Origin of the sequence: Streptomyces sp. CC0208 (assembly GCF_003443735.1) — a bacterium.
Classification (GTDB): domain Bacteria; phylum Actinomycetota; class Actinomycetes; order Streptomycetales; family Streptomycetaceae; genus Streptomyces; species Streptomyces sviceus.
This window is the reverse complement of the sequence record NZ_CP031969.1, coordinates 5,951,106-5,975,082: the sequence shown is the minus strand read 5'-3', so window position 1 is coordinate 5,975,082 and position 23,977 is coordinate 5,951,106. Positions and strand designations below refer to the sequence as shown.

Below are 23,977 nucleotides of genomic sequence, written 5' to 3'. Positions count from 1 at the left end.
CAGCACCTCGCGGACACCTATTCCGCCTGGAGGACCAGCAGGGCCAGATCGTCCTCCGGCGGCCGTGCCCCGAAGTCGTGCACCAGCCGTCTGATCCGCTCCGCGATCAGTTCGGCGTCCAGCCCGGCGCACCCGGCGAACGCCTCCGCGAGCCCGTCCTCGTCGTCGAACTGCCGGGGGCCGCTGCGCCGCTCGGTCACCCCGTCGGTGACGCACAGCAGGCTGTCGCCGGACCGCAGCTCGAAGGTCTCACTGGTGTACGTCTCGTCCTCGACGACCCCGAGCAGGGTCTGCGGCCGCGCGGCCGTACGGACCTCGCCGCCCGCTCCGAGCAGCAGCGGCAGCGGATGTCCGGCGGAGGCGAGGGTGCAGCGCACTCCGCCGTCGAAGGGCGCGAGCTCGCCGTACAGGAGGGACAGGAAGCGGGTCTGCGGGCCGTCGCCGGGGTTCGTGGGGCGTCCGCCCGCGGCCGCCAGGGCTCGTGCGGCCGCGTCCGCGGCCTCCGTCGCGTCGTCGAGGAGGAGCTGGTTGAGGCGGTCCAGTACGTCGGCGACGCGGTAGCCCTCGCGGGCCAGCAGCCGGAGCCAGGGCCGTGCGAGACCGATCACCACGGCGGCCTCGGGGCCCTTTCCCTGGACGTCGCCGACGGCGAAGCACCAGCGGCCGTCGCCGGCCGGGAAGAGGTCGTAGAAGTCGCCGCTGGGTCCGCCCTTGTCGCACGGCTCGTACACCAGGGCGCTGCGTACGCCGGGGATCTCGGCGACCGCGCCGGGCAGCAGACCGCGCTGGAGCACCGCACTGATGGTGGCCTGGCGGGCGTACTGGCGAGCCGCGCCGATGGCGAGCGCGACCCGGCGGCTGAGGTCCTCGACGAGCCCGGTGATCTCGTCGGGGAAGGACATCAGCCCGGCCCGGCCGATGACCAGGGTGCCCAGCGGACGGCCGCCGGCGGTGAGGCGGTAGGCGAGCGCGGAGCCGTGGGTGCCGTGCGGGCCGAGCGCCTCGCCGGGCCAGGGGAACGGCGCGGGCCCGGGATGGTCCGGGCCCGACGAGCCCGGCGGCTCCTTCTCCAGCGCCCGCCGCAGGTCCTCGATCCGGTTCTCGCAGGAGTGCCACACCCGGGCCAGCCGGGGCCCGGACACCCCGCTCTCGCCCCGGCCCGTCCCGTCGCTCCGGGCCTCACCGGGGCGGGGAGACCCCCAGCGTCCGGCGACCTCGTCCTCCAGCCACACCGCGCACCAGTCGGCCAGCCGCGGCACAATCAGCTGGCCGGCGAGCGCGGCGACCAGGTTCTCGTCGAGCTGCCCGGCGAGCAGGTCGGAGGCCTCGGCGAGGAAGGACAGGGCACCGCGGTTGAGCCAGTCCCGGTCGGGCTCACCGGAGGACCCGGGCTCGGGCGCGGCCGGGGGCCGGGACGGGGGTGGTGCCGGGGCGAGTATCCCGGCGACCCGCAGCCCCCGCTCGTGCGCCTGCTCCCCTGCGTACGCCTGGATCCCGTCGAGGGCGTCCTTCCCTCCGGCCGGTAGCTGCGCCCACACGGTCTTGGCGCCGGTGCGGTAGGTGATACCCCAGGTCTCGGCGAGGGCGGCGACCAGACGCAGTCCGCGCCCGTGCTCCGGTGTGCCGTACGCGGGTTCGAGGTCACCGTCGCGAGGGGCGCGCGAGGGGTGGTGGTCGAGGACCTCGACGACGAGCGCGCCGGTGTGCGCTTCCAGTCGGCAGTCCAGCTCGATGTCGGTGCCCGCGTGCACGACGGCGTTGGTGACGAGCTCGCTGACCACGACCACGGCGTCGTCGGCCTGCCGGTCGCTGAGGAACTCGGTGCCGGGCAGGGCGAGTTCGGCCCACTCGGCGACCGCCGCCCGCATCAGGGCCCGGGCCGAGCCCGGGGCGAGCGGACCGCCGGGGAGGGTGGCGTGGGCGTGCGCCGGGGCGGGCGGGAGCGCGTCGTCACCGCGCGCGGGCGGATCGGACGCATGGGCAACGGACTCCCGTTGCGCAGGTATGGCCCCCATGTCCGTCTCCCCGAGCAGTTCGGACGAATACACCTCAGCCGACGCGGACAGAGTGACAGACTGGCCACGCCCATAAGCGCCGAGTTACCGAAGTGGGCCACCATGAGTGAGAACAGTGGTACGCCTGTGCTCGAAGAGGGACACAATGCCGACCGGATTCGAGCATCGGAGCTGCGGCCCCTGCTCGCCGCGATGACCGCTGCCCGGGACGGCGACTTCCGCCGGATGCCGGAGTCCGGGGACGGAATCGTGGCCGAACTGACGGCCGTCTTCAACCAGTTGGTGGACCGCAATGTCCACTTCACCGGCGAGGTCAACCGGGTGAAGCGGGAGCTGGTACGGCACGGCCGGCTGGACGAACGGCTCTCCCCCAGCCCCGGGCAGGGGACGTGGACCTCCCGGGTCGACGACGTGAACCAGCTGCTCGACGCCCTGGTGGCCCCGGCCGCCAACGCGACCCGGGTCCTGGACGCGGTGGCCGGCGGTGATCTGACCCAGCGGGTCGACCTGCACGACGGCAACCGGCAGTTGCGCGGTGATCTGCGGCGCCTCGGCCGGGCCGTGAACAAGATGGTCGACCAGCTCTCCCTGTTCACCGGCGAGGTGACCCGGGTGGCCCGCGAGGTCGGCACCGAGGGCCGGCTCGGGGGGCGGGCCAAGGTGACCGGTCTGTCGGGCAGTTGGCGCGATGTGACCGAGGCGGTGAACACCATGGCCTCGCGGCTGACCGCCCAGGTCCGGGACATCGCCCTGGTGACCACGGCGGTGGCCCGCGGTGACCTGACCCGCACGGTGACGGTCGAGGCGACGGGCGAGCTGCTCGAACTGAAGCTGACCGTGAACACGATGGTCGACCAGCTCTCGGCCTTCGCCGACGAGGTCACCCGCGTGGCCCGCGAGGTCGGCACCGAGGGGCAGTTGGGCGGCCGGGCCCAGGTGCGCGGGGTGTCCGGGGTCTGGAAGGACCTCACCGACAACGTCAACTTCATGGCGTCGAACCTGACGTCCCAGGTACGGAACATCGCCCAGGTCACGACGGCCGTGGCCAACGGCGACCTGAGTCAGAAGATCACCGTGGACGCACAGGGCGAGATCCTGGAGCTGAAGTCGACCATCAACACCATGGTCGACCAGCTCTCCGCCTTCGCCGACGAGGTCACCCGCGTGGCCCGCGAGGTCGGCACCGAGGGCAACCTCGGCGGGCGGGCCCAGGTGCGGGGCGTGTCGGGCGTCTGGAAGGACCTCACCGACAACGTCAACTTCATGGCGGACAACCTGACGTCACAGGTCCGCAACATCGCGCTGGTGTCGACGGCGGTGGCCCAGGGCGACCTCGGCAAGAAGATCACGGTCGAGGCGAAGGGCGAGATCCTGGAGCTGAAGTCCACCATCAACACCATGGTCGACCAGCTCTCCGCCTTCGCCGACGAGGTCACCCGCGTGGCCCGCGAGGTCGGCACCGAGGGCAACCTCGGCGGCCAGGCCCAGGTGCGGGGCGTCTCCGGCGTCTGGAAGGACCTCACCGACAACGTCAACTTCATGGCCCTGAACCTGACTTCGCAGGTCCGCAATATCGCCCAGGTCACCACCGCGGTCGCCAACGGTGACCTCTCGAAGAAGATCACGGTCGACGCCCGCGGTGAGATCCTCGAACTGAAGGACACCGTCAACACGATGGTGGAGCAGCTGCGCGCCTTCGCCGACGAGGTGACCCGGGTGGCCCGTGAGGTCGGCACCGACGGCCGGCTCGGCGGGCGGGCCCAGGTCCTTGGCGTCTCCGGGGTCTGGCGGGACCTGACCGACAACGTCAACTACATGGCCGACAACCTGACCTCGCAGGTCCGCAACATCGCCCAGGTGACGACGGCCGTGGCCAACGGCGACCTCTCCAAGAAGATCGACGTGGACGCGCGCGGCGAGATCCTGGAGCTGAAGACCGCCATCAACACCATGGTCGACACGCTCTCCTCCTTCTCCTCCGAGGTCACCCGCGTGGCCCGCGAGGTGGGCTCCGAAGGCCAACTGGGCGGCCAGGCACGGGTCGAGGGCGTGTACGGCACCTGGAAGCGACTGACGACCAACGTGAACGAACTCGCCTTGAACCTGACCACCCAGGTCCGCGCGATCGCCGAGGTCGCCTCCGCGGTGGCCCAGGGAGACATGTCCCGCTCCATCACCGTGGAGACCCAGGGCGAGGTCACCGAGCTGAAGGACAACATCAACCTGATGGTGGCCAACCTCCGCGAGACGACCCGCGCGAAGGACTGGCTGGAGTCCAACCTGGCCCGGCTGGCCGCGCTGATGCAGGGCCACCGGGACCTGATGGAGGTCGCCGACCTGATCCTGCGCGAGCTGACCCCGCTGGTGAACGCGCAGTACGGGGCGTTCTTCCTGGCCGACCCGGACGAGGACGGCGCCTCCTTGCGGACAACCGTTCCTGCAAAGGGACTGGCGTTCATCGCGGGCTACGGCTCGGCGCAGGGCGCGACGGTCGACACCGGCGGCATGCCGGTCCACGGGCTCGTCCGCCAGGCGGCCCGCGAGAAGAAGCGGATCCTGGTGGAGGAGGCACCGCCGGACTACATCAAGATCAACAGTGGGCTTGGCGAGGCGGCCCCGAGCAGTGTCGTCATCATCCCGATCCTCTTCGAGGACAAGCTGCTCGGCGTCATCGAGCTGGCGTCCTTCTCCCGCTTCTCCGACGTCCACCTGGCCTTCTTCGACCAGTTCGTGAACACCATCGGCGTCGCCATCAACACCATCATCGCCAACTCCCGCACCGAGTCCCTGCTCGGCGAGTCCCAGCGCCTGGCGATGCAGCTCCAGGAGCGCTCGGACGAACTCCAGATGCAGCAGGCGGAGTTGCAGCGCTCGAACGCCGAACTGGAGGAGAAGGCAGCCCTGCTGGCGACCTCCTCCCAGTACAAGTCGGAGTTCCTGGCGAACATGTCGCACGAACTGCGCACCCCGCTGAACTCCCTGCTGATCCTGGCCAGGCTGCTCTCCGACAACCCGGACGGCCATCTCTCCGACCAGGAAGTGCAGTTCGCGACGACGATCCACCGCTCGGGCTCCGACCTGCTCCAGTTGATCAACGACATCCTGGACCTGTCGAAGATCGAGGCCGGCCGGATGGACGTACGCCCGAAGAAGCTGCCGCTCATCAAGCTCCTCGACTACGTCCACGCCACCTTCCGCCCGCTCACCCTGGACCGGGGGCTCGCCTTCGAGGTGGCGGTCGGCGAGGACGTGCCGCGCGAGATGTACTCGGACGAGCAGCGCCTCCAGCAGATCCTGCGCAACCTGCTCTCCAACGCGATCAAGTTCACCGCCTCGGGCCGGGTCGAGCTGCGCGTGAACCGCATCAAGGATCCCGATCACCGGTACGTGCGCGACAGCGACGACGTGGTCGCCTTCGCGGTCTCCGACACCGGCATCGGGATCGCGCGGGAGAAACTCCCGGTGATCTTCGAGGCGTTCCAGCAGGCCGACGGCACGACCAACCGCAAGTACGGCGGCACCGGGCTCGGCCTGTCCATCAGCCGGGAGATCGCGGGCCTGCTGGGCGGCCGTATCGTCGCGGAGAGCGAACCCGGCAGGGGCTCCACGTTCACGCTCTACGTCCCCGTCGTCAGCCCCGGCCACCCGGCGACCGGACCGACCACCGAGGACGACCTCCTGCCGGCCCTGGAGGACCTGTCCACCGAGCCCTATCCGACCGCCCACGACGCCGAGGACTCCTGGCCGGCCCCCACCAGGCTGGAGGCGTGGAAGTCGGGCCGGGCGGGCCAGGTGCTGTCCGGACGGCGGGTGCTGATCGTCGACGACGACATCCGCAACGTCTTCGCCCTCACCCATGTGCTGGGCCGCGTCGGCATGCCGGTCCTGTACGCGGAGAACGGCCGCGAGGGCATCGAGACCCTGGAGCGCAACCCGGACGTCGAACTCGTCCTGATGGACATCATGATGCCGGAGATGGACGGCTACGAGACCATCGCCGCCATCCGCCGCACCCCCCGCTGGACCGGCCTGCCCATCGTCGCGCTCACCGCGAAGGCCATGCCCGGAGACCGTGAGAAGTCGATCGCGCGCGGCGCCAACGACTACGTACCCAAGCCGGTGGACGTCGACCAGCTGCTGACCGTCGTATGCGCCCTCCTCGACCCCGAGGGCGCTCCGCCGCGGGAGCGGACCGACACCGAGGAGGCGGCGGTACCGCCCACCGACGACTGAATGAGGCAGTCACATGAACGCTGAGGCAAGGACCGACGACAGTGCCGGGATCCTCCTGGTCGACGACATGGAGGACAACCTGATCGCGCTGGAGGCGGTCCTGGGGTCCCTCAACGAACCGCTGGTCCGCGCCCGTTCGGGCGAGGAGGCGATGAAGGCCCTGCTCCGCCGCCGGTTCGCGCTGGTCCTCCTGGACGTGCGCATGCCGGGCATGGACGGCTTCGAGACGGCCGCGAACATCAAACGCCTGGACCAGACGAAGGACGTCCCGATCATCTTCCTCACCGGCACGCAGGACTCCGGCTACGCCTTCCGCGGCTACGCGACCGGCGCCGCCGACTACCTGACCAAGCCGTTCGATCCCTGGGTGCTCCGCGCGAAGGTGAGCGTGTTCCTGGAGCTGCACAGGAAGAACCGGCAGCTGGAGCGGCTGCTGACTCGGCAGCGGGCCGACTACGAGGAGGTCGGCAGGCGACTGGCAGCCCTGGAGGACGAGTTGACGGAGGCTCAGCGCATCCAGGTGAAGGAGCTCCGGCACCTTCTGGAGAGGCGGTGAGGTGTTTCACCCAGGGGCGCGGGGCTGTATCAATATGCGGCTCCGCCGCGTGGGCGCGACCAGCCACAACGCACCGCCGGCCGCGCACGCTCCCCCAGCCACCCCCTACGCCTCGCGAGAGCCCGCGTACATCTCCTCGATGAGGTGCTTGTACTCCCGCTCCACAACCGGCCGCTTCAGCTTCAGACTCGGCGTGATCTCACCGTGCTCCACGTCCAGGTCCCGCGGCAGCAACCGGAACTTCTTGATCGTCTGCCACCGCTGAAGCCCCTCGTTGAGCTGCTTCACATACCCCTCGACCATGGACACGGTGACGGGCGCGGCGACGACCTCCGCGTACGACTTCCCTTCGAGCCCGTTCTCCTTGGCCCACTCCAGGATCGACACCTCGTCCAGCGCGATGAGCGCGGTGCAGAAGTTCCGGTCCGCCCCGTGCACCAGGATGTTGGACACGTACGGACACACCGCCTTGAACTGCCCCTCGACCTCGGCGGGCGCGATGTACTTGCCGCCGGACGTCTTGATGAGGTCCTTCTTGCGATCGGTGATCCGCAGATAGCCGTCGGGCGACAGCTCACCGATGTCCCCGGTGTGGAACCACCCGTCGGCCTCGAGCACCTCGGCCGTCTTCTCGGGCAGCCCGTGGTAGCCCTCCATGATCCCCGGGCCCCGCAGCAGGATCTCCCCGTCGTCCGCGATACGGACCTCCGTGCCGGGCAGCGGCTTGCCGACCGTACCGGTGCGGTAGGCCTCGCCCGGGTTCACGAAGGAGGCCGCGGAGGACTCCGTGAGGCCGTAGCCCTCCAGGATGTGGATGCCGGCACCCGCGAAGAAGTAGCCGATCTCGGGGGCGAGCGCGGCGGACCCGGAGACACACGCCCGCAGGTTCCCGCCGAACGCCTCCCGGATCTTCGAGAAGACCAGCGCGTCGGCCACCTTGTGCTTGGCGCTCAGCCCGAAGGACGCACCCGCGGTGCCGGTGCGCCGGAAGTTGTCCTGGCTCTCCTTGGCGTAGGCGCGGCCCACCTCGGCGGCCCACTGGAAGATCTTGTACTTGGCGCCGCCGCCCGCACGGGCCTTCGCCGCGACCCCGTTGTAGACCTTCTCGAAGATGCGCGGGACGGCCGCCATGTACGTCGGCTGCACGATCGGCAGATTCTCGATGATCTTGTCGACGCGGCCGTCGACGGCGGTGACGTGACCGACCTCGATCTGCCCGGAGGTGAGCACCTTGCCGAAGACGTGGGCGAGCGGCAGCCACAGGTACTGCACGTCCTCGCCGCTGATCAGGCCGGTCGCGGCGATCGCCTTCGCCATGTACGCCCAGTTGTCGTGCGGCAGGCGCACACCCTTGGGGCGGCCGGTGGTCCCGGAGGTGTAGATCAGAGTGGCCAGCTGGTCCTTGGTGATCGCGCCGACCCGCTCCTTGATCAGGTCGGGGTCCTTCTCCAGCCGGGCGGCGCCCCGGGCCTCCAGCTCGGTGAGCGTGAGCACGAAGTCGCTGCTCTCCACGCCCGCCGGGTCGATCACCACGACCTGCGTGAGCGCGGGCAGCTCACCGCGCTTCTCGACCGCCTTGGCGAGCTGGGCCGCGTCCTCCGCGATCAGCACCCGGCTCTCGGAGTCGGAGAGGATGAACGCCGACTCGTCGGCGTTGGTCTGCGGATAGACCGTGGTCGTGGCGGCACCGGCGCACATGATGCCGAGGTCCGCGAGGATCCAGTCGAGACGGGTCGAGGAGGCCAGGGCGACCCGCTGCTCGGGCTGCACCCCCAGCTCGATCAGCCCGGCCGCGATGGCGTGCACCCGCTCCGCGGCCTGCGCCCAGGTGAGCGACTTCCACTCGTCCGGGCCCTGGCCGGAAGCCGCCGGCACCGGGTAGCGGTACGCCTCGGCGTCCGGTGTGCTCGCAACGCGCTCCAGGAAGAGGGTCGCCACACTCGGCGGGCGGTTCTCGATCAGTGTCTGTGTGTCGCTCACGACATCCTCCGGGCCCGCGACAGTGCGGCTGGCTCTCAGGTTTGCGGCTGCTGTTTAACTCGCGAGTAACTATCGAGCAGAGATCAGAGTAAAGCGCGACCGAGCCGTTCGTAAGGGGCGACGGCCTGTCACTTCCTACAGAGCGCGACGTTACGCACGCGTAGGGGCCCGCCGCACTTTCGCACGACGGACCCCTTTCCATCCGATTCGACGGGTAACCGGGTGTAACCCCCGGTTACTTCTTGCCCTTGCCCGACCCCGCGCTGTCATCGCTGGAGAGCACCGCGATGAAGGCCTCCTGCGGAACCTCCACGGAACCCACCATCTTCATCCGCTTCTTGCCTTCCTTCTGCTTCTCCAGCAGCTTCCGCTTACGGGAGATGTCACCGCCGTAGCACTTGGCGAGGACGTCCTTGCGGATGGCGCGGATGGTCTCGCGGGCGATGACCCGGGAGCCGATGGCGGCCTGGATGGGCACCTCGAAGGCCTGCCGCGGGATGAGCTCGCGCAGCTTGGCGACGAGCCGCACCCCGTAGGCGTAGGCCGCGTCCTTGTGGGTGATCGCGGAGAACGCGTCCACCTTGTCGCCGTGCAGCAGGATGTCGACCTTGACCAGGCTGGAGGTCTGCTCGCCGGTGGGCTCGTAGTCCAGCGAGGCGTAGCCGCGCGTCTTCGACTTCAGCTGGTCGAAGAAGTCGAAGACGATCTCCGCGAGGGGGAGCGTGTAGCGGATCTCGACCCGGTCCTCGGAGAGGTAGTCCATGCCGAGCAGGGTGCCGCGCCGGGTCTGGCACAGCTCCATGATCGAGCCGATGAACTCGGTGGGCGCGAGGATCGTGGCGCGTACGACGGGCTCGTACACCTCGTTGATCTTGCCCTCGGGGAACTCGCTCGGGTTGGTGACGACGTGCTCGCTGCCGTCCTCCATCAGGACCCGGTAGACCACGTTGGGCGCGGTGGCGATGAGGTCGAGCCCGAACTCGCGCTCCAGCCGCTCGCGGATCACGTCGAGGTGCAGCAGCCCCAGGAAGCCGACACGGAAACCGAAGCCCAGCGCGGCGGACGTCTCCGGCTCGTAGACCAGCGCGGCGTCGTTGAGCTGGAGCTTGTCGAGGGCCTCGCGCAGCTCCGGGTAGTCGGAGCCGTCCAGCGGATACAGACCGGAGAAGACCATGGGCTTCGGGTCCTTGTACCCCCCGAGCGCCTCCGTGGCCCCCTTCTGCTGGCTGGTGACGGTGTCACCGACCTTGGACTGGCGGACGTCCTTCACACCGGTGATCAGATAGCCCACCTCGCCGACCCCGAGGCCGTCGGCGGACAGCATCTCCGGCGAGTTCGTCCCGATCTCCAGCAGCTCGTGCGTGGCGCCGGTCGACATCATCTTGATGCGCTCGCGCTTGCTGAGCTGGCCGTCGATGACACGGACGTACGTCACGACACCGCGGTAGGAGTCGTACACCGAGTCGAAGATCATCGCGCGGGCCGGGGCGTCCGCGACGCCGACGGGCGCCGGAATCTCCCGTACGACCCTGTCGAGCAGGGCGTCGACGCCGACACCGGTCTTGGCGGAGACCTTGAGGACGTCCTCGGGGTCGCAACCGATGAGGTTGGCGAGCTCCTCGGAGAACTTCTCCGGCTGGGCGGCCGGCAGGTCGATCTTGTTCAGTACGGGGATGATCTTGAGGTCGTTCTCCATCGCCAGGTAGAGGTTGGCGAGGGTCTGGGCCTCGATGCCCTGGGCGGCGTCGACGAGGAGGACGGTCCCCTCGCAGGCGGCGAGCGACCGCGAGACCTCGTAGGTGAAGTCGACGTGCCCCGGAGTGTCGATCATGTTGAGGATGTGCGTGCTGCCCTGGTCGGGGCCCGTGTTCGGGGCCCAGGGCAGCCGCACGGCCTGCGACTTGATCGTGATTCCGCGCTCACGCTCGATGTCCATGCGGTCGAGGTACTGAGCACGCATCTGGCGCTGCTCGACCACGCCGGTCAGCTGGAGCATCCGGTCGGCGAGCGTGGACTTGCCGTGGTCGATGTGCGCGATGATGCAGAAGTTGCGGATCAGAGCCGGGTCGGTACGGCTCGGCTCGGGCACGTGGCTGGGGATCGCGGGCACGCAGGGTCCTGATTCTTGAGGCGTCCGCAGTGTCTGCGGTCTCGGGTCGGATCGATACGTAGCCTCCATGGTCCCACGGGCGGGGACCGGCGACCGGTTTGGGCCACTCGCGGGGCCGCTGGTAGTCTGGGTGGCTGTGTCTCATGCCCTCTCAGCGCGAGGCACAACTCCAAGAAATCACCTGGTACGGAACCTGGGTCTTCCTTGCTCTTCTGCTCGGAATCCTCCTGGCTCCGTGCCTGAACCTGTAGAGGCTCATTCGTGGCGAACATCAAGTCCCAGATCAAGCGGATCAAGACCAACGAGAAGGCCCGGCTGCGCAACAAGGCCGTCAAGTCCTCCCTGAAGACCGCGATCCGCAAGGCCCGTGAGGCCGCTGCCGCGGGTGACGTCGAGAAGGCCACCGAGTACCAGCGCGCTGCTGCGCGCGCGCTCGACAAGGCCGTCTCCAAGGGCGTCATCCACAAGAACCAGGCCGCCAACAAGAAGTCGGCGCTTGCTTCGAAGGTCGCGGGCCTCTAAGCCTTACTTTCTCTGATCTGACCGGTCCCGTTCCACGGGGCCGAACCGCCGGAAGGACCCAGAGCGGGCCCTCTCTCATCCGCTCCCGACCGGCACCCAGGAGCCACGCGCGGCCTGCGTTCGCCACGCGGGCGTGGCTCCGACAGACAGCTCGAACCGAGGACCCCGGTGCGCTCGCCCTTCCCCAGGGCGGGACGACCGGGGTCTTCGTCATGCGACCTGCGTGTCGGTGGGCTCACTCCGCCCAGAACTCATCGCTCTTGTCGATGTCCTCAAGGCACTCGTCGAGGTCGGTGACCTTGTCCCCGACAATGCGGAAGACGATGCATCCGGTGTCGTCCAGGTGCTTGCCCCGCCGCTCGGCCGTGACCCGGCACATCCCGACGGCGTGGCCTCGCCCGTCCACGGCGATCCCGAGCATCTCCAGACGCATCGACCCGGCGGTCTCCTCACCGAGCTTCTGATACATGTCGATGATCGCGTCCTGCCCCTTGAAGTCACCCGAGAGCGGATGGCTACCCGGCACGTGATGCGTGGCATCCTTCGCGATCAGCTCCCGCAGGGTGTCCATGTCCCCACGGCTGAAAGCCTCGAACCCCTTACGAATCAGCACTGCGTGCGGATGTTCAGCCATGACGACCGCCACCTCTCCGCTGTCCGGCGATGTTCGGCTGACAGGAACAATTGTCCTCCCGGGGAGCAGGGGGAGCCACTTCCGCGCCCGAGGGGGCGCGGCCCCCCATGCCGAGAGGCCGTCCGCCACCGGCTCGCGCCGCTAGCCCCGCCCCCGGGACCGGGCCGCCCGAGCGATCGCCACAACGGCCTTCTCCAGGGCGTACGCGGGATCGTCCCCTCCGCCCTTCACTCCGGCGTCCGCCTCGGCCACGGCCCGCAGCGCGTCAGCGACACCGTCCGGCGTCCATCCCCGCATCTGCTGCCGCACCCGATCGATCTTCCACGGTGGCATCCCCAGCTCACGCGCGAGATCGGCGGGCCGCCCGCCCCGAGCCGACGACAGCTTCCCGATGGCCCGCACGCCTTGCGCCAGCGCACTGGTGATCATGACCGGCGCGACCCCGGTCGCCAACGACCACCGCAACGCCTCCAACGCCTCCGCGGCCCGCCCCTCCACGGCCCTGTCGGCGACGGTGAAGCTGGAAGCCTCGGCCCGCCCGGTGTAGTACCGCCCCACGACGGCCTCGTCGATCGTCCCCTCGACATCGGCGACCAGCTGCGACACGGCGGACGCCAGCTCCCGCAGGTCGCTCCCGATCGCGTCGACCAGCGCCTGACACGCCTCCGGCGTGGCGGACCGCCCGGTCGCCCGGAACTCCTGCCGCACGAAGGCCAGCCGGTCCGCCGGCTTGGTCATCTTCGGGCAGGCGACCTCGCGCGCCCCCGCCTTCCGCGCGGCGTCGAGCAGCGCCTTGCCCTTCGCCGCCCCCGCGTGCAGCAAGACGAGGGTGATCTCCTCGGCGGGCGCCCCGAGATACGCCTTCACGTCCTTGACGGTGTCGGCGGACAGATCCTGCGCGTTGCGCACGACCACGACCTTGCGCTCCGCGAACAACGACGGACTGGTCAACTCGGCAAGGGTCCCCGGCTGCAACTGGTCCGACGTCAGATCCCGCACGTCCGTGTCCGCGTCAGCGGCCCGAGCGGCGGCGACCACCTCCTGCACAGCCCGGTCGAGCAGCAGCTCCTCCTGCCCCACGGCAAGGGTCACAGGGGCGAGGAGGTCGTCATGAGCAGTCTTCTTGGCCATCGCGTACAGCATGGCACGGGGCACTGACAGCGCCGCGCCCGCGGCCACCGGTGAGACCGGCCGCGCGGTCCCCGAGACCTGGGGCGGGTGTGCTCACATCGCGGGGGCGGCTGAGGACCAGCTCCCCTTCACCCCGACTCAAGCCGCCGAGCCGCCGAGAACCGTCGAGCCGCCGAACCGTCGAGCCGTCGCATCACGGCTCCTCCCGCCACCCGTCCCACTCCCCCACGAACTCCTCCAGCTCCCCGGGATCCAACCGCCCCGCCGCATCCCGCAGCACCACCAGCCACTGCGCGTCCTCCGCGTCGTCCTCCCCCGCCAACGCGTCCCGAACGAGCTGCGGCTCCTCATCCACCCCGAACCGCTCCGAGAGCGCCTCGACGACCTCCTCCGCGGCATCCCGATCGGGCAGCACCAGCACATGTCTCACATCGCTCACGGCACCATTTTCCAGGCACCGCGCCCAAGCCCGGAATCCTCGCCTGCCACCCGGCTCGGAAACCGCACCGGATCAACCGTGACGGCCGGCCTTCCGCACAGTCGGCACCCGGCCGAGCTCCATACCGAACCTCTCCCGGTACACCTCCAGAACCTCCTCGTCCGTCTCCAACTCCCGTTCCTCCCGCGCGCCGTCGGCAGCCGTCGTCTTGAAGACGCGTCCGCTGAGCGTGATCCGCCCGCCGTCCTCCGTCACCCTGGAACACACCAGGGACTGCGTGAAGTGCGAGGCCGGCGAGGTGCTGTGCCACCAGGCCCCGGCCACGAAGTCACCGAGCACCCGGGGCCGCACCTCCAGCCGGTACTGACTCCTGCCGCCCACGACGACATCCAGATCCACGGCGTCACCCCCTCCCTTCTTCACCGCACCGTCCCCGCTCCGCACCCCCGCCGCGTCGGGTCCCGCCTCGACGATCCGGAAGGTGCCCCCGGGGTCCTCCTGCTCACCCCGCCCCCCGAACGCCAACGGGTAGTGACTGTGCGCCCCGAACCCGACGTCGGCCAGCCACTCGCCCCCGTCCACCGTCCGTACCCGCAGCGCGAGATGGTCGTACGGGATCCCGAGCCGCCCCTCCTCCCCGTACACCCTGCCCGCGAGCAGCGTGACGTCGAAGCCGAGTGCGGCCAGCAACGCCCCGAACGCCCCGTTCAGTTCGTAGCAGAACCCTCCCCTCCTGGCGCCCACCACCTTCTCCACCAGGCGCTCCTCCTCCAGCACGATCTCCTCGCCGAGGTGCACCGACAGGTTCTCGAAGGGCACGGTCTGCAGATGGCGCAGATGCAGTTCCCGCAGGACCTCCACCGTGGGCCACGCCGGGTGCTGGACTCCCAGGCGGCGGAGATATGCGTCAACCTGTGTGGGATTCATTCCTCCAGTCTCGCGCCACCCACAGCTCCCCACCGCCCGCGCCACTCCCGGTGCCATGGCCGTCCGCGCCGGCACCGTTTCCGCCGCCCCTCCCGGCGACCGCCAGCGCCCCGTCCCGGTCCGTGCGCAGCACCACCGCTCCCCCGGCCCGCAGTGCGGCGACCGTCCCGGGAGCCGGGTGGCCGTAGGAGTTGTCGGCGCCGACGGAGATGAGCGCGAGCCGCGGGGCGGCCCTGCGTATCAGCTCCGGGTCCTGGTAGGCCGAACCATGGTGAGCGACCTTGAGGACGTCCACCCCGGCCAGCCGCGCACCCGCAGGTGATCTCAACAGCTCCTGCTGGGCAGGGGGTTCCAGGTCCCCGAGCAGGAGGAAGCGCAGCCCGGCCGACCGTACGAGCAGCGTGACACTGGCGTCGTTGGGCCCGTCCGACGCCGGCGCCGCCGGATCCGCCGGCGGCCACAGCACCTGCCAGGTCAGTGCACCCGTACGCCGTTCCTCCCCGGCCACGGCACGCGTCACCGGAATGCGCCGGGCCGCCGCTTCCCGGAGTACGGACTCGGCCTGGTCCACCGGTTCCTCCAGACCCGTCGTCTCGATCGCCCCCACCGAGCGGCCCCGCAGCACCCCGGCCAGCCCCGCCACATGGTCGGCGTGGAAGTGGGTCAGCACCACGAGCGGCACCTTGGTGATACCGAGGGTGCGCAGACAGCCGTCGACGAGCGCCGGATCGGGTCCGGCGTCCACGACCACGCCCGTGGCCTCACCGGCCGCCAGCACCATCGCGTCGCCCTGGCCGACGTCGCACATCGCCAGCCGCCAGCCCGGCGGTGGCCACCCCGTGATCACCCGGGCCAGCGGTGGCGGCTGCACGACCGCCAGCACGAACACCATCGCGCAGCCGGCACACCACCAGGGATGCCTCAGCAACCGCCGCCCGACGAGCAGCAGGATCCCGGTCAGGAGAGCGAGCAGCCCCGCCCCCGTCCAGCTGCCCGGCCAGTCCACTCCCCCGCCGGGCAACGACGCCCCGGTCCTGGCGACGTCCGCGATCCACCCGGCGGGCCAACTCGCGCACCAGGCCAGCGCCTTGGCCATCGGCATCGCCACGGGCGCCGTCGCCAGCGCCGCGAAGCCCAGCACCGTGGCCGGGGCGACCGCGAACTCCACGAGCAGATTGCACGGCACCGCCACCAGGCTCACCCGTGCCGACAGCACGGCGACCACCGGCGCGCACAGGGCCTGCGCGGCGGCAGCGGCGGCCAACGCCTCCGCCAACCGCGGCGGCACCCGGCGTCGGCGCAACGCCAGGCTCCAGCGCGGCGCGAGCGTCAGCAGGGCCCCGGTGGCCAGCACGGAGAGCAGGAAGCCGTAACTGCGGGCCAGCCACGGGTCGTACAGCACCAGCAGCAGTACGGCCGTCGCCAGCGCCGGGATCAGGGATCTGCGGCGTCCCGTCGCGAGGGCGAGCAGTGCGACGGCCCCGCAGGCCGCGGCTCGCAGCACGCTCGGGTCCGGTCGGCACACCACGACGAATCCCAGTGTGAGCCCGCCGCCGAGCAGTGCGGTCGCCCGCAGCGACACTCCGAGGCGGGGCGCCAGTCCCCGTCGCTCGACGAGTTGGGCGAGTCCGGGCGGTCCGATGAGCAGGGCGAGCAGGATCGTGAGGTTGCTGCCGGAGACGGCGAGCGTGTGCGCGAGGTCGGTCTCCTTGAAGGCCTCGTCCAACTCGGGTGTGATCCGCGCGGTGTCACCGACCACCAGCCCCGGCAGCAGGGCCCGGGCATCCGCCGGCAACCCGTCGGTGGCCTCCCGCAACCCTGCCCGCAACCGCCCCGCGAACCGCTGCGTCCCCGACGCCTCCCCCACGACCTCGGGCCCTCCCCGGTCCCGCACCCGCAGTACGGCCGCGACCCGGTCACCCCCCATCAGCGCCGGCGCGGCACGCGCGGTGACCCGCACCCGCGTGGACGGCAACAACCCGAGCCAGGGCGATCGAGCGGGACCTTCCACGGCGGGCGTCGGGCCGGACGTCACCCCGCCGCTCCCGGGACGACCTGCGGCCCCCACCTGGGTGCCCGAGCCGGCCCCCGCGCGGGCGTCGACGATCAACAGCACCGGCGCCCGTGTCGCCACCACCCTCCCGTCCGCCGTCTCCACCCGCCGGACCTCGGCGCCGATGACGACCGCCGTCGGGGCGGCGTGATCCCCCGTGATCCGGGGGCGGGTCAGCCGGGGGTCGGAGGTCACCTGGACCTCGGCGGTCACGGTGGCGTACTGCCGGGCCAGCGCGGGCACCGGTCCCCGCCGCAGATCGGCTCCGTGCAGCCCGGCGGACGCGGCGGCCGCCGCGACACAGAGCAGCACGGCGGCGACCGGCACCCGGCCGCCCCCACGGCGACCCCGCACCCCGCGCCACCCTCCCGCCAACAGCACGCAGGCGAGGACCAGGCAGCCCGCGACCACCCCCGTGACCCACCCCGGGGACGCGTCCAGGGTCACGGCGGCCGTGCCCCAGGCCGCGAGCGCCGCCGGTACCAGCCGCAGATCCGTAGGCCCTTCCTGCCGCGGGTGAGCGTCCCCGAGCCGCTTCCCTGAGGCGGCGTGCACCGTGGCCCGTGCCGGTGCCCCTGCCCGTGCCCGCGCCTCGTCCTCATGCCTCCGGCGCGCCTGCGAGTCGTCCCTCATGGCCGTACGAGATTCCGCAGATCGGCGAAGCGACGGTCGCCGATGCCGTTGACCTCACGCAGTTCGTCGACCGAGCGGAAGCCGCCGTGACGGGTGCGGTAGTCGACGATGTGCTGGGCCAGCACGGGGCCGACGCCGGGCAGGGTGTCCAGCTGGTCCACGGTGGCCGTGTTCAGGGAGACGGGAGCCGCCGCCGTACCGGCGGGACCGCCGGTGACGGAACCGCCCGTGCCCGGCGCGGGTGCGGGTGCGGGCGGGCCGCCGACGACCACCTGCTCGCCGTCCACGAGGAACCGCGCGCGGTTGAGCGTGTCGGTGTTCGTGCCCGGGCGCACGCCACCGGCCGCCTTCAACGCGTCGGCGACCCTCGAACCGGCCGGCAACCGCTGGATCCCAGGCTCACGGACCTTGCCGCCGACGTCCACGACGATCTGGGCTCCGGGCGCACCCGCCGTGTTCGAGACCCCGCCCGGGACGGCCGCCTCGGCCGCAGCTCGCTGTCCCCTGACGCCGGTCTGCCCGCTCTCCGTACCGCTCTCCCCGAACGGGGCCGCCGCGCGCACCACTTCGGGCGCCTGGACGGACTGTGTCCGGCCCGTCCAGAAGTGCTGGAGGGCGAACACCGCGGCCACGACGAGCAGTACCGAGAGCGCGACCACGCTCCGCCGCTCCAGCCCGTATCGCGTCTGCAGCCACACCGGCATCCGCTCCCGCAGAGCCAGCCCGGCCCGTTCCCGCCAGTCCCCGCTCCCGGCATCGGTGTCCCGCCGGCCGCCACTACTGCTGTCGGCCTCCAGCCAATCCCCTTCCCGAGGACCGTCGTCAGGCCGAACCCCCTCCACGGAACCGCGGTCCCACCGGGCCCCCTGCGGCGACCCACCGTCCCGCCGGACCTCCTCGACAGCACCACCACTCCGCCGGCCGTTCTCGGCAGCACCACCACTCCGCCGGCCGTTCTCGGCAGCACCATCACTCCGCCAGGCATCCTCGGCAGCACCACCGCCCCGCCTGACGTCCTCGACAGGACCACGACCAGACCGGACCCTCTCCGCAAGCGCCCCGTCCCACCGGGCCCCCTGCGCAGAACCACCATCCCCCAGGCCGTCCTCCGCAGCGCCCGCCCACCGAGGAGCCCTCTCCACGTACCCGGCCGATGCGGACGACCCGGCCTCAGCCACGTCCACGGACCCGGCGACGTCGACGGCCCCGGCGACGTCGACGGCCCCGGCGGCCTCCAGGCGCTCCGGACCGACCTCCACCTCCCCGTCGTCCACGCCCGGCCGACCCGACGGCGGTCCCTTCCCCGAGTCCCTCCGCTCCCCCGCCCGTTGGGCGAAGAGCACCTCCGCCCGCCTCTGGAGTTCGTCCGCCGAGGCGGCATGCCGATGCCGGCCCCGGCCCCGGGTGGCGGTCGGTCGGCGGTGCCGGGAGCGTCCGTCGGAATGAGGGCCGCGGCCCGGCCCGCTGGTCGCCGTCGCTGCATGTGAGCGTGATCGAAGTGCCATGCGCCGAGGATCGGCCACGTCCGCCCTCTCGCGATGATCTTGGTCAATTCCCGGGGATTACCCACCGGTTGTGGAAAACCCCGCCACCCGGACGAGTGACTCAGGCATCCCGTGCGACTCCCTCACCGCGGCGAGACCACGACTCCCAGCAGCCCCGGCCCCGTGTGCGCCCCGATCACCGCCCCCACCTCGCTCACATGCAGGTCGGCAAGTCCCGTCACCCGCGCCCGCAGACGGTCCGCGAGGGCCGACGCCCGGTCCGGGGCCGACAGATGGTGGACGGCGATGTCGACCGGCGCACTGCCGGCCCGGTCCGCGGCGATCTCCTCCAGACGGGCGATGGCCTTGGACGCCGTCCGCACCTTCTCCAGGGGCTCGATCCGCCCGCCGGCGAGCTTCAGCAAGGGCTTGACGGCGAGCGCCGAACCGAGGAGGGCCTGCGCGGCCCCGATCCGGCCTCCGCGGCGCAGATAGTCGAGGGTGTCGACGTAGAAGTAGGCGGACGTGCCCGCGGCCCGCTTCTCCGCGGCCGTGACGGCCTCGTCCATCGTGCCGCCCGTCTCCGCGGTCTCGGCGGCGGCGAGCGCACAGAACCCGAGAGCCATGGCGATCATGCCGGTGTCGACGACGCGCACCGGCACCGGCGACTCCCGCGCCGCCAGGACCGCAGCGTCGTAGGTGCCGGAGAGCTCGGCGGACAGATGCAGCGACACGATGCCGGTCGCGCCGGACTCGGCGACCTTGCGGTAGTGCTCCGCGAAGGTCTGCGGGCTGGGTCGCGAGGTGGTGACGGGGCGTCGCTTCTGGAGTGCCTGGGCCAGCGACCGGGCGGTGATCTCGGTGCCCTCCTCCAGCGCGCGGTCACCGAGGACCACGGTCAGGGGTACCGCTGTGATGCCGTGCCGCTCCATCGTCCCCTGCGGCAGGTAGGCCGTTGAATCCGTGACGATCGCGACATGGCGGGACATGAGCTGGAGGTTACCTGCCGTAGCGTCCGGGTGGCAGCCCGGCCCCTGACACCCGGGGCTGCCGTGTGCGGATCAAGTGGTGCTCTCGGGACGGGGTTTCTTCTGCCAGGGATAGGCGGGTCGAGGGCCCGGAGGGGTGATGGCGGGCCGCGTCGCTTCCTCGGCGGTGCGGGAGCGGGGCGTCTCGGGCCAGGTCTGCTGCCCGGGACCGGCGTCGGCCGCGGGGGCCTCGGGCCACGGGGGCGGTGTCGCGGCGGGCTCGGTCTTCGTCCAGTGCCGCAGGGCGCCCGACTCGATGTCGATCTGCGCGCTCAGGGTGTCCAGGTCGTCGCCGGCGAAGCGGTGGGCGCGCTCGCGTGCCGCCCAGCGCAGGGAGTCGGCCGACTGTGTGATGCGCTCGGTGCGCTCCCGCAGGTCCGGCAGACGCTCGGCCAGCTTCGCCCGGTCGGGCTCGGACTCCAGGCGCTTGAGTTCGCCGTCCAGCTCGTGGCCGTGCGCGCTGAGCCGCTGGAAGAGGCCGAGGGACTCCTTGAGCGACTCGTCCCCCGCCGCGCTCGCGTGGAGCACGTCCTGGGTCGCCCGCATCGAGGTGCGCAGCTTCAGCCGCAGCTGGGCCAGCTCACCCGCCGGACCGAGCTGGGCGAACGACTTGGCGCGCAGGGTGTGGTCCTCGACCGTGCGCCGGGCCTGGGTGATGGTGCGGTCCACTCCGCGCTTGGCGGCGCCGACCACCTTCACCGTGGCGTAGGCGCCGAGCGCCACGAAGAGCACGAAAAGCAGGGCCACGATCGCGATCACTGCTTCCACAACGCTCCTCCTCCGACCGGCACGGCACTGCCCGCGCCGCTCTTCAACGGTAAACGCAACAGGCAGGCCCGGAGTTCCGGAGGAACCCCGAACCTGCCCGCACGCATCCCCTAGGGGCCGCGACGAAACCCGGCGCATGGCACCGGACAAGCACTACGCCGGAACGATGTTCACCAGCTTCGGCGCCCGCACGATCACCTTGCGGATGCCCGCCCCGTCCAGCGCCGCCACGACCTTCTCGTCGGCCAGCGCGACCTTCTCCAGCTCGTCGTCGGAGATGGCCGGCGAGACCTCCAGGCGGGCCTTGACCTTGCCCTTGACCTGGACCACGCAGGTCACGGTCTCGTCCACGACGTACCGCGGGTCGGCGACCGGGAAGTCCTGGTGGACGACCGAGCCGGTGTGGCCCAGCTTGCGCCACAGCTCCTCGGCGATGTGCGGGGCCAGCGGCGTGATCAGCAGGACCAGCGCCTCGGCGACCGGGCGCGCGACCGGGCCGCCCGCCTTGGTCAGGTGGTTGTTCAGCTCCGTGACCTTGGCGATGGCCGTGTTGAAGCGCAGCCCCTCCAGGTCCTGGCGCACCCCGTCGATCGCCTTGTGCAGGGCGCGCAGCGTGGTCTCGTCGGGCTCGGCGTCGACGACGGTCACCTCGCCGGTGGCCTCGTCGACGATGTTGCGCCACAGCCGCTGCAGCAGGCGGTACTGGCCGACCACCGCGCGCGTGTCCCACGGTCGGGAGACGTCCAGCGGGCCCATCGCCATCTCGTACAGGCGCAGGGTGTCGGCGCCGTACTCCTCGCAGATCGCCTCGGGGGTGACGGCGTTCTTCAGGGACTTGCCCATCTTGCCCAGCTCGCGCTTGACCTGCTCGCCGTTGTGGAAGAAGGCGCCGTCGCGCTCCTCGATCTCGGTGGCAGGCACCGGGAAGCCCCGGCTGTCGCGGTAGACGAAGGCCTGGATCATGCCCTGGTTGTACAGCTTGTGGAACGGCTCGGCCGACGAGACGTGCCCCAGGTCGTACAGGACCTTGGACCAGAAGCGCGCATACAGCAGGTGCAGCACGGCGTGCTCGGCGCCGCCGACGTACAGGTCGACACCGCCGTGCGGCTGTCCCGCGCGCGGGCCCATCCAGTACTGCTCGATCTCGGGGTCGACCAGCTGCTCGCTGTTGTGCGGGTCCAGGTAGCGCAGTTCGTACCAGCAGGAACCGGCCCAGTTGGGCATGGTGTTGGTCTCGCGGCGGTAGCGGCGCGGACCGCGGCCGTCACCCAGATCCAGCGTGACGTTGACCCAGTCCTCGTTGCGGGACAGCGGCGTCTCGGGCTCGGTGTCCGCGTCGTCCGGGTCGAAGGTGCGCGGCGAGTAGTCCTCGACCTCGGGCAGCTCCAGCGGCAGCATCGACTCGGGCAGCGAGTGGGCGATGCCGTCCTCGTCGTAGACGATCGGGAAGGGCTCGCCCCAGTAGCGCTGGCGGCTGAACAGCCAGTCCCGCAGCCGGAAGTTGACGGTTCCCTCGCCGATGCCCTTGCTCTGCAGCCACTCGGTGATGCGCGCCTTGGCCTCGGTGACGCCCAGGCCGTCCAGGGAGACGTCCTCGCCGTGCGAGTTCACGATCTTGGCGTCGTACGAGGAGAAGGCGTCGTCCCACGTCGAGGCGTCGGTGCCCCGGTCGTCGCTGGGCTCGACCACGCAGCGGATCGGCAGCTCGAAGGCGCGCGCGAAGGCGAAGTCACGCGTGTCGTGCGCCGGTACGGCCATGATCGCGCCGGTGCCGTAGCCCATCAGGACGTAGTCGGCGATGAAGACGGGGATCTGCTCGCCGTTGACCGGGTTGGTCGCGAACACGCCGGTGAAGACGCCGGTCTTGTCCTTGGCCTCGGCCTGGCGCTCGACGTCCGACTTGGAGGCGGCCTGGGCGCGGTAGGCGGCGACGGCCTCAGCCGGGGTGGCGTGTCCGCCGGTCCACACGTCGTGCGTGCCCTCGGGCCATTCCTGCGGCGTGAACTTCTCGACCAGCGGGTGTTCGGGGGCCAGCACCATGTAGGTCGCGCCGAACAGGGTGTCCTGGCGCGTGGTGAAGACCGTGATCGCCTCGCCGTCCACGGGGAAGTCGACGCGGGCGCCCTCGGAGCGGCCGATCCAGTTGCGCTGCTGCAGCTTGATGGCCTCGGGCCAGTCCAGCTCGTTCAGGTCGTCCAGCAGACGGTCGGCGTACGCGGTGATCCGCATGTTCCACTGGCGCAGCTTGGCCTTGAAGACCGGGAAGTTGCCGCGCTCGGAGCGGCCGTCGGCGGTGACCTCCTCGTTGGCCAGCACGGTGCCCAGGCCCGGGCACCAGTTGACCGGCGCTTCGGAGGCGTACGCCAGGCGGTACTCGCCCAGCACGTCGGCACGCTCGGCGGCGGACAGGGCGTCCCAGGAACGGCCGCCGGGAACCGCACGCTCACCGGACTCGAACGCGGCGACCAGCTCGGAGATCGGGCGGGCCTTCTTCGCCTGGTCGTCGTACCAGGAGTTGAAGATCTGCAGGAAGATCCACTGGGTCCACTTGTAGTAGTCCGGGTCGATCGTGGCGAACGACCGGCGCTTGTCGTGGCCCAGGCCCAGCCGGCGCAGCTGGGACTTCATGTTGTTGATGGCGGCCTCGGTGGTGACCCGGGGGTGCTCGCCGGTCTGCACGGCGTGCTGCTCGGCGGGCAGGCCGAAGGCGTCGAAGCCCAGGGTGTGCAGGACGTTGTGACCGGTCATCCGCTGGAAGCGGGCGAAGACGTCGGTGGCGATGTAGCCCAGCGGGTGGCCGACATGCAGGCCCGCACCGGAGGGATACGGGAACATGTCCATGATGAACTTCTTGGGCTTGGCGACCAGCTCGGGGTCACCCGCCAGGTCACCCTTGGGGTTGGGTGCCGCGTAGGTGCCGTCGGCGTCCCAGAAGTCCTGCCAGCGTGCCTCGATCTCGGCCGCGACGGCGGCCGTGTAGCGGTGCGGCGCGGCCACCTCGGCGGGGGCTGCGGGGTTCGTCTCGCTCATGGTCCTCAAAGCTCCATCGATCGTCTCTGCCAGCGGCTGTGTCGTCCGGAAACGAAAAAACCCCTCGCACAGGAGGGGACGCCGCGCCGATTCCGACCACGTCTTCACCGGTGGTCGGGACTGATCAGCGCGGCTCGCTAAGCAGAAGGCGTACGGCACGCATGGCGTCAGAGTACCGCAGCCGTTGAGCAAGCCGCGACGAGCTTACGTATGCCTCTTTGGCACCGGGTGCCGCACTCGCCACCGCAGTCGAGACCACGTCCGACCGACAGGAACTGAACCAAGGTCAATGATTACTTCGCGTAACAGCTCCTAAAGGGCATCGCAACAGCCCCACGACCGTTTGATAACAACGCAATAACTCAAACGTCGTACCCATCGGTATGGCGCCACTTAGAGTGCGGCAGCGGGACCGCCTTCCCGAACCGCTCGGA

Annotated in this window: 15 protein-coding genes; 3 read left to right on the top strand and 12 right to left on the bottom strand. The window is 70.7% G+C overall.

What is annotated here, in order from left to right:
• Positions 1-17: 17 nt before the first annotated feature.
• Complete coding sequence (locus tag D1369_RS27405) at positions 18-2,015, bottom strand: SpoIIE family protein phosphatase (protein WP_202476995.1); 1,998 nt, start codon at positions 2,013-2,015, stop codon at positions 18-20.
• A 102-nt stretch (positions 2,016-2,117) separates the two neighbouring features.
• On the opposite strand from D1369_RS27405, the gene D1369_RS27400 reads away from it, so the two are divergent.
• Positions 2,118-6,248 carry a HAMP domain-containing protein gene (locus tag D1369_RS27400; protein WP_007381955.1) on the top strand — a complete coding sequence of 1,377 codons (4,131 nt, stop codon included), beginning with the start codon at positions 2,118-2,120 and terminating at the stop codon, positions 6,246-6,248.
• 13 nt (positions 6,249-6,261) lie between these two features.
• Positions 6,262-6,804 (top strand): response regulator, encoded by a 543-nt coding sequence (locus D1369_RS27395; RefSeq protein ID WP_007381956.1) that lies wholly within the window; start codon positions 6,262-6,264, stop codon positions 6,802-6,804.
• A 105-nt stretch (positions 6,805-6,909) separates the two neighbouring features.
• Here the strand turns inward: D1369_RS27395 and D1369_RS27390 are convergent, their stop codons facing one another.
• Complete coding sequence (locus D1369_RS27390; protein ID WP_007381957.1) at positions 6,910-8,784, bottom strand: AMP-dependent synthetase/ligase; 1,875 nt, start codon at positions 8,782-8,784, stop codon at positions 6,910-6,912.
• A 235-nt stretch (positions 8,785-9,019) separates the two neighbouring features.
• The gene (gene lepA, locus D1369_RS27385) at positions 9,020-10,894 is read right to left on the bottom strand and encodes a translation elongation factor 4 (RefSeq protein ID WP_007381958.1); all 1,875 of its coding nucleotides are present in this window, start codon (positions 10,892-10,894) and stop codon (positions 9,020-9,022) included.
• 261 nt (positions 10,895-11,155) lie between these two features.
• On the opposite strand from lepA, the gene rpsT reads away from it, so the two are divergent.
• Positions 11,156-11,416 carry a 30S ribosomal protein S20 gene (rpsT, locus tag D1369_RS27375; RefSeq protein ID WP_007381959.1) on the top strand — a complete coding sequence of 87 codons (261 nt, stop codon included), beginning with the start codon at positions 11,156-11,158 and terminating at the stop codon, positions 11,414-11,416.
• Between the two features lie 235 nt (positions 11,417-11,651).
• On the opposite strand, the gene D1369_RS27370 is transcribed toward rpsT, so the two are convergent.
• The 9 genes from D1369_RS27370 to leuS all read right to left on the bottom strand — a co-directional run bounded on the left by D1369_RS27370 (position 11,652) and on the right by leuS (position 23,543).
• Positions 11,652-12,050 (bottom strand): nuclear transport factor 2 family protein, encoded by a 399-nt coding sequence (locus tag D1369_RS27370; RefSeq protein WP_037903299.1) that lies wholly within the window; start codon positions 12,048-12,050, stop codon positions 11,652-11,654.
• 141 nt (positions 12,051-12,191) lie between these two features.
• A complete protein-coding gene (holA, locus tag D1369_RS27365; protein WP_202476996.1) occupies positions 12,192-13,181 on the bottom strand; it encodes a DNA polymerase III subunit delta in 990 nt (329 codons plus the stop codon).
• A 193-nt stretch (positions 13,182-13,374) separates the two neighbouring features.
• The gene (locus D1369_RS27360; RefSeq protein WP_007381962.1) at positions 13,375-13,620 is read right to left on the bottom strand and encodes a hypothetical protein; all 246 of its coding nucleotides are present in this window, start codon (positions 13,618-13,620) and stop codon (positions 13,375-13,377) included.
• A gap of 72 nt (positions 13,621-13,692) precedes the next feature.
• A complete protein-coding gene (locus tag D1369_RS27355) occupies positions 13,693-14,547 on the bottom strand; it encodes an arylamine N-acetyltransferase (protein ID WP_118082653.1) in 855 nt (284 codons plus the stop codon).
• A complete protein-coding gene (locus tag D1369_RS27350; RefSeq protein WP_118083154.1) occupies positions 14,528-17,155 on the bottom strand; it encodes a ComEC/Rec2 family competence protein in 2,628 nt (875 codons plus the stop codon). The genes D1369_RS27355 and D1369_RS27350 overlap by 20 nt, the downstream gene beginning before the upstream one ends.
• Before the next feature lie 74 nt (positions 17,156-17,229).
• Entirely contained in the window at positions 17,230-18,030 is an 801-nt protein-coding gene (locus D1369_RS44030; RefSeq protein ID WP_342364940.1) for a ComEA family DNA-binding protein, read from the bottom strand.
• Between the two features lie 830 nt (positions 18,031-18,860).
• A complete protein-coding gene (locus D1369_RS27335) occupies positions 18,861-19,706 on the bottom strand; it encodes a DegV family protein (RefSeq protein ID WP_007381966.1) in 846 nt (281 codons plus the stop codon).
• A gap of 72 nt (positions 19,707-19,778) precedes the next feature.
• On the bottom strand, positions 19,779-20,513 hold the full coding sequence (locus tag D1369_RS27330) for a hypothetical protein (RefSeq protein ID WP_007381967.1): 735 nt from the start codon (positions 20,511-20,513) through the stop codon (positions 19,779-19,781).
• Between the two features lie 153 nt (positions 20,514-20,666).
• Entirely contained in the window at positions 20,667-23,543 is a 2,877-nt protein-coding gene (leuS, locus tag D1369_RS27325) for a leucine--tRNA ligase (RefSeq protein ID WP_037899999.1), read from the bottom strand.
• Positions 23,544-23,977: the final 434 nt, after the last annotated feature.

Bases quoted from the DNA above. Each gene is read 5' to 3' on its own strand.
- leuS (WP_037899999.1), bottom strand. From the start codon at position 23,543: ATGAGCGAGACGAACCCCGCAGCCCCCGCCGAGGTGGCCGCGCCGCAC.
- D1369_RS27405 (WP_202476995.1), bottom strand. From the start codon at position 2,015: ATGGGGGCCATACCTGCGCAACGGGAGTCCGTTGCCCATGCGTCCGAT.
- D1369_RS27400 (WP_007381955.1), top strand. From the start codon at position 2,118: ATGAGTGAGAACAGTGGTACGCCTGTGCTCGAAGAGGGACACAATGCC.
- D1369_RS27395 (WP_007381956.1), top strand. From the start codon at position 6,262: ATGAACGCTGAGGCAAGGACCGACGACAGTGCCGGGATCCTCCTGGTC.
- D1369_RS27335 (WP_007381966.1), bottom strand. From the start codon at position 19,706: ATGTCCCGCCATGTCGCGATCGTCACGGATTCAACGGCCTACCTGCCG.
- holA (WP_202476996.1), bottom strand. From the start codon at position 13,181: ATGGCCAAGAAGACTGCTCATGACGACCTCCTCGCCCCTGTGACCCTT.
- D1369_RS27370 (WP_037903299.1), bottom strand. From the start codon at position 12,050: ATGGCTGAACATCCGCACGCAGTGCTGATTCGTAAGGGGTTCGAGGCT.
- D1369_RS27355 (WP_118082653.1), bottom strand. From the start codon at position 14,547: ATGAATCCCACACAGGTTGACGCATATCTCCGCCGCCTGGGAGTCCAG.